Source organism: Accumulibacter sp. (genome assembly GCF_029255145.1).
Lineage (GTDB): Bacteria > Pseudomonadota > Gammaproteobacteria > Burkholderiales > Rhodocyclaceae > Accumulibacter.
The window spans coordinates 1-7,122 of the sequence record NZ_JAPUVQ010000083.1; the positions used below are offsets into that span (position 1 = coordinate 1).

The window sequence follows — 7,122 nt, forward strand, 5'->3', positions numbered from 1 at the left end:
GGCCAGATGGGGGTCGGACACGGTTAGGGACGGCGGCATCTGGAGGCCTCTGGATCAGTGAATACGGGCCTACCACGCTATCAGACCGCCGTCGCGATTTCATGCAGCGTTGCCGAAAGGACACCATCGGTCTTGCGCCCGGGCACCTGCTTGACGTGGCGGGCATTGACCACCGTCGCCCGGATACCCGCCGCCTCCAGCGCTGCGTACGGACTCTTCCAGTAGATGCCGGTGCTTTCCATGACCACCTCGTCCGGCTCAAGCGCCGCCGCCCAGGCGGCCAGCGCTTGTCGGTCCCGTTTGAAGGCACCGAACTGCCGTTGTGCGTGTCTCGCCACCCGGTTCCTCGGCGATCGCGCACGCCGTGATCTGGGCTTGATGGATGTCGAGTCCAATGACCCGCCGGTGGATCGGAACCAGTTCCATACCGTCTCCTTTCGCAATAAACTTAAAGGCGGGAGGCGGCGGGTGCCAGAACCGAAGTTGCCTGAAGGCGACAAGTCGCCAACGGCCTTTTTAATGTGTGCGCTCGATGGCAGCAATCCGGGGTACGAGTCGGTTCAGCGGGTCACGTGAGCTTGCGGGGTCAAGCCGCCAAAACTTTGCGCGACCTCTACCCGCCGTTTCCCAGATCGCATTTGCTTTCATGATCCGGGGCGGCCGCAACTGCAATGACCGTTAGCCGATGAGCACACGCAAACAACACCTTCTAAGTCGTCATCGTCGGCAAAGGCGCCTGGCATTGCTGGTCGCGCTGCTGGTGCTTGCCGCACTCGGCGTACTGGTCGCCTGGTGGCTGCCGCCGCTCTTCCTGGCGCTGGGATGGATCGCTCACGAAGCATGGTTCGCCGATCACCTGTTCTATTCGCCGCAGGACGACTACCGGCATGCCTTTCCGGCCGAGACGGCGCAGCAAGGCGTCACGCTGGCCGATGGGCACCTGCGCCTGAGCGCCCCGCTGGCAATCGGCGAGACGCTGATCCTCGAACTGGAGTTGCAGAGTACCGCGCTGGGCCGCTGGCTCGACCCTCATGTGCGGGTCGGCGATGACCGCCAGGACTTCGAGCGCGGCATGCGCGGCCGCCGTTATCTGAACCTGTCGGGACAGGCGGACGCGCTGGCTCAGGGTGAGTTGACGATCAGCGCAAGCTTCTGCCGCTTGCCGCCCAAGGCCACCCTCCATGTGCTGCGCAACCCCGATTACGCCAAGCGGCGGATGATGGTCGTGGCGCCGCACGCCGACGACGCCGAACTGGCTGCCTTTGGTCTCTACAGCCGCACCTCCGAAGTGTTCATCGTCACCCTCACGCAAGGCGAGATCGAGGCCTCCGACTATTGCCGCCTGGGACTCGACGCCGGCCAGGCGGCACGCCTGAAAGGGCGATTGCGAAGTTGGGACAGCCTGGCCGTACCACTCTGGGGTGGTGTGCCGCAGAGCCGCTGTGTGCAGCTCGGCTACTACTGCCTGCAGCTGCCGGCGATGCTTGCCGAGCCCGGGCAGACGTTTGCTTCACGCGAGTCGGGCGAAGCCGACGTGCGCCGCGCGCGCCAGTACAATCCGGTCGTGCTGCCGGCCGATGGCGACGGCGTTCCGTCCGGCAGGAACCTGCACGACGACCTGGTCGCCCTGCTCGAATACTGTCGTCCGGAGGTGATCGTCATGCCGCATCCCGAGCTTGATCCGCATGCCGATCACGTCGCTGCCACGCAAGCGCTCAATCAGGCGGTGCGCGATTCGCGATGGAAGCCGGAGCTGGCATTGCTCTACGCCAATCACCTGCACGACAACGACCGCTGGCCGATGGGCCCGGCCGGCTGCGGTGTCGCCCTGCCGCCAGCGTTGGCGGCGCTGCCGCCCGATGCCTTGTGGAGCCCGTGTCTGGGCGCCGAAGTCCAGCTCGACAAGGCGATGGCCCTGGCCATGCAGCATGATTTGCAAGGCCCATTACCCTTGAAGAAGCGTCTACGGCGAACGATTCAGAGGCTTCTTGTCGGCCGCCACTGGCCTGCCAGCGGCGAAAACGAGTTCTTTCGCAAGGCGGTTCGCCGCCATGAACTGTTCTGGGTTCGTCGCTTTGAGCATTGAGCGCGGGCAGGGCGCGCGGCTATAATCGCTGGCGTGCCCTGGCCGTACTTTTCGCACCGCCCGGGCTGCTCGCAGAGCACGCCGCCTGGACTGACCAGTAGCGACACGGCGCCGATTCACAGCTGACTTGCAGCCACCTCGATGACCGACGCCAACCATCCGCTGCCAGTTCTTCCGACGAACGGCGGCTCGTGCCCCAGTTGTCAGGCGCCGATGGTCGTCCAGCAGTTCGAACGCCAGCTCAATGGCGTCGTTTCGCTGGACATCTGTTTTGCCTGCCAGGGCATCTGGTTCGACGAATTCGAGAGCGCCCAGCTCGCTCCGGCCGGCATCCTCGAACTTTTTCGCCTGTTGCATCAACACCATGCCGACTTGCGCCAGCCCTGGCGTGACGTTCTGCATTGCCCCCGCTGCCGGGAGCGGCTGATGCACCGACTCGACAGCACCCGCAGCGGTCGATTTTCCTACAGTCGTTGTCCACAGCACCACGGCCGCTACAGTGCGTTCTCGGCTTTCCTGATCGAGAAAGGCTTCGTTCGCCAGCTCAACGGCGGCGAAGTCGCCGAGTTGGCGAGCCAGGTGCAGACCATCCGCTGCTCCGGTTGCGGCGCGCCGGTCGATATTCGTCGCGACAACGTGTGCACGCATTGCCGTTCGCCGATCGTCATTCTCGATCATGACGCCGTGCAGAGCGCGCTGGAGAACTTCGGTGAGAAAGCAACGCGGCAGCAGCATGTCGACCCGCACGCTGTCGCCGACGCACTGGTGGCCAATGAGCGCGCCAGGTCTCTGAAGGTGCGGGAGAAGCGCAATGGCTGGCTCGACGACGATGTCTCCGACCTGGTCCTGGGCGGCATCGAAACAGTCTGGAAGCTGCTCAAGCGCTAGGTGGAAGTTGCTGGCGCGGACCGACGATCTTTAACCGTCTGATTTCTTGTCTGGCGCGGGTCTGTGAAGAATTAAACTGATATGAGTCGTCACCAGACCATGCCCGGATTGCGACGCGTCGCCGCCATTCTTCTGCTGATCCTGAGTTTTGCGGCGCTTGGAGCCGAAGCGGAGATTCTGGTCGCTGTCGAGAAAATTGGTGATGCTTTTCTTGTTGATGCAACGGTCGCCATTCAGGTGCCTTTGCGCACCGCATGGGAGGTGCTTACCGATTTCGACAACATGGTCGGCATTTTGAGTAATCTCAGACTCAGCAAGATAATCCGCCGCAAAGGCAGCTCGGTGTTTGTGATGCAGGAGGGAACTGCGAAGTATGGATTCTTTTCGTACTCGTTCGCCTCGGTGAGAGAAATACAGCTTGAGCCAATGAAGCGCATTCTCGCCATACAGCTCACAGGAAATGCCAAGCGGTTCGAAAGCGAGATGACCCTGTCGGAAACCGCGGGCGGCACCCGGCTTCGCTACCGGGCCGAGATTGTTCCCGATTCGGGAATCGCACGGACCTTCGGCGGCCCCTTTGTCCAGCACGAGGTCGAAGAGCAATTGGCCTTGATGGCTGCTGAAATGAACCGGCGCGAGGTCCGCTAGGAGTTTGTGTCACCGGCTTTTGCAGGCGTTTCACGTGCCAAGCTGGCTCGCCCGAATTGGCCATGATCAATGGCTGGCGGATTCGTTTGTCGATCTGTGGTAGCTCATGCAATAATTCTGGACGAACCGCAAGAACTGGTGAGTCCCGAAGTCAACGATGGAGAACGACGATGCGCAATCACGTCCCTAGCGTCACTTTCAAGACCCGCGTACGCAATGATGCCCTGGGCGGGCCTAATCCCTTCGAGTGGAAAGACCTGAGCAGCGACGAAATCTTCAAGGGCAAGAATGTCGTCGTGTTTTCGCTGCCCGGCGCATTCACGCCGACCTGCTCGACATCGCATTTGCCGCGTTATGAAGAACTCTATGAGGACTTCAAGGCGCAAGGGGTCGATGCGGTCGTCTGCATCTCCGTCAATGACGCGTTCGTCATGTACCAGTGGGGAAAGAGCCAGGGCGCCACGAACGTCTTCCTGCTGCCGGATGGCAATGGCGAGTTCACCCGCAAGATGGGCATGCTGGTCGACAAACACAACCTCGGCTTTGGCCCGCGCAGCTGGCGCTACTCGATGTATGTCGAAGATGGCGAAATCAAGCAGGTCTTTTCGGAAGCGGGCTTCCAGGACAACTGTCCGACAGACCCGTTTGAAGTGTCAGATGCCGATACCATGCTCAACCACCTGAAGAGCCGCTAACCAGCGATAACCGGGTCAGGGAAGGATGGCGAGCCCTGCTCCTGACCCCTCCGCCGGCTCGGTACGCGCCAAGTCATTGGCCGCCGCTACGTAACTGCCAGCCTAATCGTCGCTCCATGGCTCGCGCATGCTGACAAATTCCTCGGCAGCGGTGGGGTGTATGCCGATGGTCGTGTCGAAGATTGCCTTGGTGGCTCCCGCGCGCATGGCGATGGCGATGCCCTGCATGATCTCTCCGGCATCCGGTCCCATCATGTGGGCACCCACCACCCGGTCGCTGGCCTGGTCCACAATCAGCTTCATGAAGGTTTTTTCGTCCCGCCCGCTGATGGTGTGCTTCATCGGCTTGAAGGTCGATTTGAACAATCGGATCGGCCCGAACCGTGCGCGCGCCTCGTCCTCGGTAAACCCGACGGTACCAATATTCGGCTGGCAGAACACCGCAGTGGGGATGAAATCGTAATCGACCGCGTTTTCCAGCCCGCCAAACTGGCGGCGGGCGAAGGACATCCCTTCGGCCAGGGCGACCGGCGTCAGTTCGACCCTGCCCGTCACGTCCCCAAGGGCGAAAATGCTGGGTTCGGACGTCCGGTATTGGTCGTCTACGGCGACCGCGCCGGCGTCGCTGATGCGCACGTTCACGTTCTCCAGGCCCAGTCCCAGCAAGTTGGCTTTGCGGCCAGTGGCGTAGAGCACGACATCGACTTCAAGGTTCGAGCCGTCCGTAAGCTGTACCCGCAGGCCGCCGGGTCCCGGGGCGATGGACTGCACATTGACTTCGAACCTCAGGTCCACTCCCGTCTTTCTGATCTCCCGGGCAGCATGGGCGCGGATGTCGGCGTCGAAGCCGCGCAGGAACAGGGGGCCACGGTACAGTTGGCTGACCCGGGCGCCCAGGCCATTGAAGATGCCGGCGAACTCCACGGCGATATAACCACCGCCGACGATCGCCAGACGCTCCGGAAAGCGTTCGAGGTCGAAAACCTCGTTGGAACTGATCGCGTGCTCGCTGCCAGGAAACTCCGGGATGTGCGGCCAGCCGCCGGTGGCTACCAGAATCTTCTCGGCCGTATAGCGCTGCTCACCCACCGCCACGGTGTGCGGATCGATGATTCGGGCACGGCCGTTGATCACCTCCGCCTGCACCGCTGCCAGCAAGCTGTCATAGATGGCGTTGAGGCGCGATATTTCCGTCTTCTTGTTGTCGCGCAGTGTTGCCCAGTCGAAACCGGGCCTTTCACTACTCCAGCCGAAATTCCGGGCATCCTTGAAGGCCTTGCCGAACTCGGACGCGTAGACGTAGAGCTTTTTCGGCACACAGCCGACGTTGACGCAGGTGCCGCCCATGTAACGGTCTTCGGCAATCGCGACTCTGGCCCCGAAACCGGCAGCCATCCGCGCCGCCCTTACTCCGCCGGAGCCGGCGCCGATCACGAACAGGTCGTAGTCATGATTTCGCACAGGGCTGTTCCTCCCGCTTTTCTTTCTGATTCCCGACCACCAGGCTGCCGGCCCGGGCAATACGGCTGGCCGCGCAAGATCTTGGGCGTGGCGCGGTAGCTGCTTCGCTTGCCAAGCATCCGGCTGGTCGGGCCTGAATCGACGATGACAAGAACCGGATGGGACGGAGACAGTTCTTGGTGCTGTTCCGACAACGCCCAACCCGGGAGCGGAAACTCAGTCGTCGGCGGCGGTCTCCGACGCCTCCGTCGTGCAGAACAGGCCAGCGGCGATGCGCCTTTGCTGTGCCCGGCAATCCCGGGCAGGAGCATCGGCGGTCCGCCTTCAAACACGCAGACGACTTGTCGCCCGCGCTCTTGCGGGAGTCGATCCGCCAGCGCACCTTCCGCTGCCGGGTCACAGCAACGACTTGCCCTGGGCGAGCACCTGGTCGCAGACCTGCCGGGTGACCTTGTCCTTGAGGCCGCCGCCGCTGAGGTCGATCTGGCTGCCGTCGCTGCTGCTCAGAATGCCTTTGGCGCCGCTGCCGTAGCCACTGTCGGAAGCCGCTGATCCGCCGAGCTTGCTCATCAACGAGTTCTTGACCGCAGCCGCCTGGCTGCCACCCAGATAGTTGTTCTTGATGCAGAACTCCAGCAGGCCCGCGACGTTGCCGGCGCTTCCCGAGGTGATCGACTGCCCTGACAGCGCTCGGCCCACGCCACCCAGGTTCCCGAGTCCCCCCGACGACCCGGCGCTGGCTCCCTGCTTGAGAAGGCCATCGAGCTGCGCGTGCGCCGCCGAAAGCGGCAACACGGCGGCGAGCAGTATCGCTGAGGCAGCAACGCATCGCGTACGTGTGTTCATGCATGAACTCCTTCTGTTGGCGGGAAGAGTTGAAGAGCGCAAGTGCCTCTCACTGTAGTTCATTGCTGGCGTACGGCCAATCCCTGGTGGTGGTCGCCGATTGCCCACGAGATGCCACGCTAGCTTGCCGCCAACGGCCTGCGAGAGCGCCGGCGCGCCAGCAAGCACGCAGGAAGCCCCTGGCTGGAGCGCCATGGAGCCACGGTTCCGGTGGATCGTCGCTGCTCGTGAGCAACGACAGCACCGCAAAGGCACCCTGAAACGGCCCAGCCCTGAAGCATGAGTGCGCCAGCCCTGAATTTTCAAAGCCTGGGGGCAGGTGGGAAAAAGAGCTTTCGCACAAGGGGGCTAGACAGCCGGGGGACTTCTAGCAGGTAACTAGTGCCTGACCGAAAACTCCGGTTTTTGGCGAGCGCGCCGCCTTGAAAATATCGGTTGGCATTGAATTTCTCGTTCGTCCCGAGTTGCGCTGGTCGACTTCTGTCGAATGCGAGCCAA

At 62.5% G+C, this 7,122-nt stretch carries 6 protein-coding genes and 1 pseudogene; 4 read left to right on the forward strand and 3 right to left on the reverse strand.

The annotated features are described in order from the left end of the window. Positions 1–125: 125 nt before the first annotated feature. Positions 126–426 (reverse strand): annotated as a pseudogene (locus Q1L50_RS08110) (transposase); the annotation flags it as partial. Positions 427–685: 259 nt separating this feature from the next. Here Q1L50_RS08110 and Q1L50_RS08115 point away from each other — a divergent pair. The 4 genes from Q1L50_RS08115 (at position 686) to Q1L50_RS08130 (ending at position 4,317) form a co-directional block, all read left to right on the forward strand. Continuing rightward, positions 686–2,086 (forward strand): PIG-L family deacetylase, encoded by a 1,401-nt coding sequence (locus Q1L50_RS08115; RefSeq protein ID WP_300337399.1) that lies wholly within the window; start codon positions 686–688, stop codon positions 2,084–2,086. A 141-nt stretch (positions 2,087–2,227) separates the two neighbouring features. Next, a complete protein-coding gene (locus Q1L50_RS08120) occupies positions 2,228–2,974 on the forward strand; it encodes a zf-TFIIB domain-containing protein (protein ID WP_300337401.1) in 747 nt (248 codons plus the stop codon). 81 nt (positions 2,975–3,055) lie between these two features. Next, entirely contained in the window at positions 3,056–3,622 is a 567-nt protein-coding gene (locus Q1L50_RS08125) for an SRPBCC family protein (protein ID WP_300337402.1), read from the forward strand. 170 nt (positions 3,623–3,792) lie between these two features. Next, positions 3,793–4,317, forward strand: a complete 525-nt coding sequence (locus Q1L50_RS08130) for a peroxiredoxin (RefSeq protein ID WP_300337404.1) — start codon at positions 3,793–3,795, stop codon at positions 4,315–4,317. A 102-nt stretch (positions 4,318–4,419) separates the two neighbouring features. Here the strand turns inward: Q1L50_RS08130 and gor are convergent, their stop codons facing one another. After that, positions 4,420–5,778 (reverse strand): glutathione-disulfide reductase, encoded by a 1,359-nt coding sequence (gene gor, locus Q1L50_RS08135; protein WP_300337407.1) that lies wholly within the window; start codon positions 5,776–5,778, stop codon positions 4,420–4,422. 396 nt (positions 5,779–6,174) lie between these two features. Further along, positions 6,175–6,624, reverse strand: coding sequence for a DUF2501 domain-containing protein (locus tag Q1L50_RS08140; protein ID WP_300337405.1), 450 nt, complete (start codon positions 6,622–6,624; stop codon positions 6,175–6,177). Positions 6,625–7,122 lie beyond the last annotated feature (498 nt).

Coding starts and splice junctions, on each gene's coding strand:
- Q1L50_RS08115 (WP_300337399.1), top strand. CDS start 686: ATGAGCACACGCAAACAACACCTTCTAAGTCGTCATCGTCGGCAAAGG.
- Q1L50_RS08120 (WP_300337401.1), top strand. CDS start 2,228: ATGACCGACGCCAACCATCCGCTGCCAGTTCTTCCGACGAACGGCGGC.
- Q1L50_RS08125 (WP_300337402.1), top strand. CDS start 3,056: ATGAGTCGTCACCAGACCATGCCCGGATTGCGACGCGTCGCCGCCATT.
- Q1L50_RS08130 (WP_300337404.1), top strand. CDS start 3,793: ATGCGCAATCACGTCCCTAGCGTCACTTTCAAGACCCGCGTACGCAAT.
- Q1L50_RS08140 (WP_300337405.1), bottom strand. CDS start 6,624: ATGAACACACGTACGCGATGCGTTGCTGCCTCAGCGATACTGCTCGCC.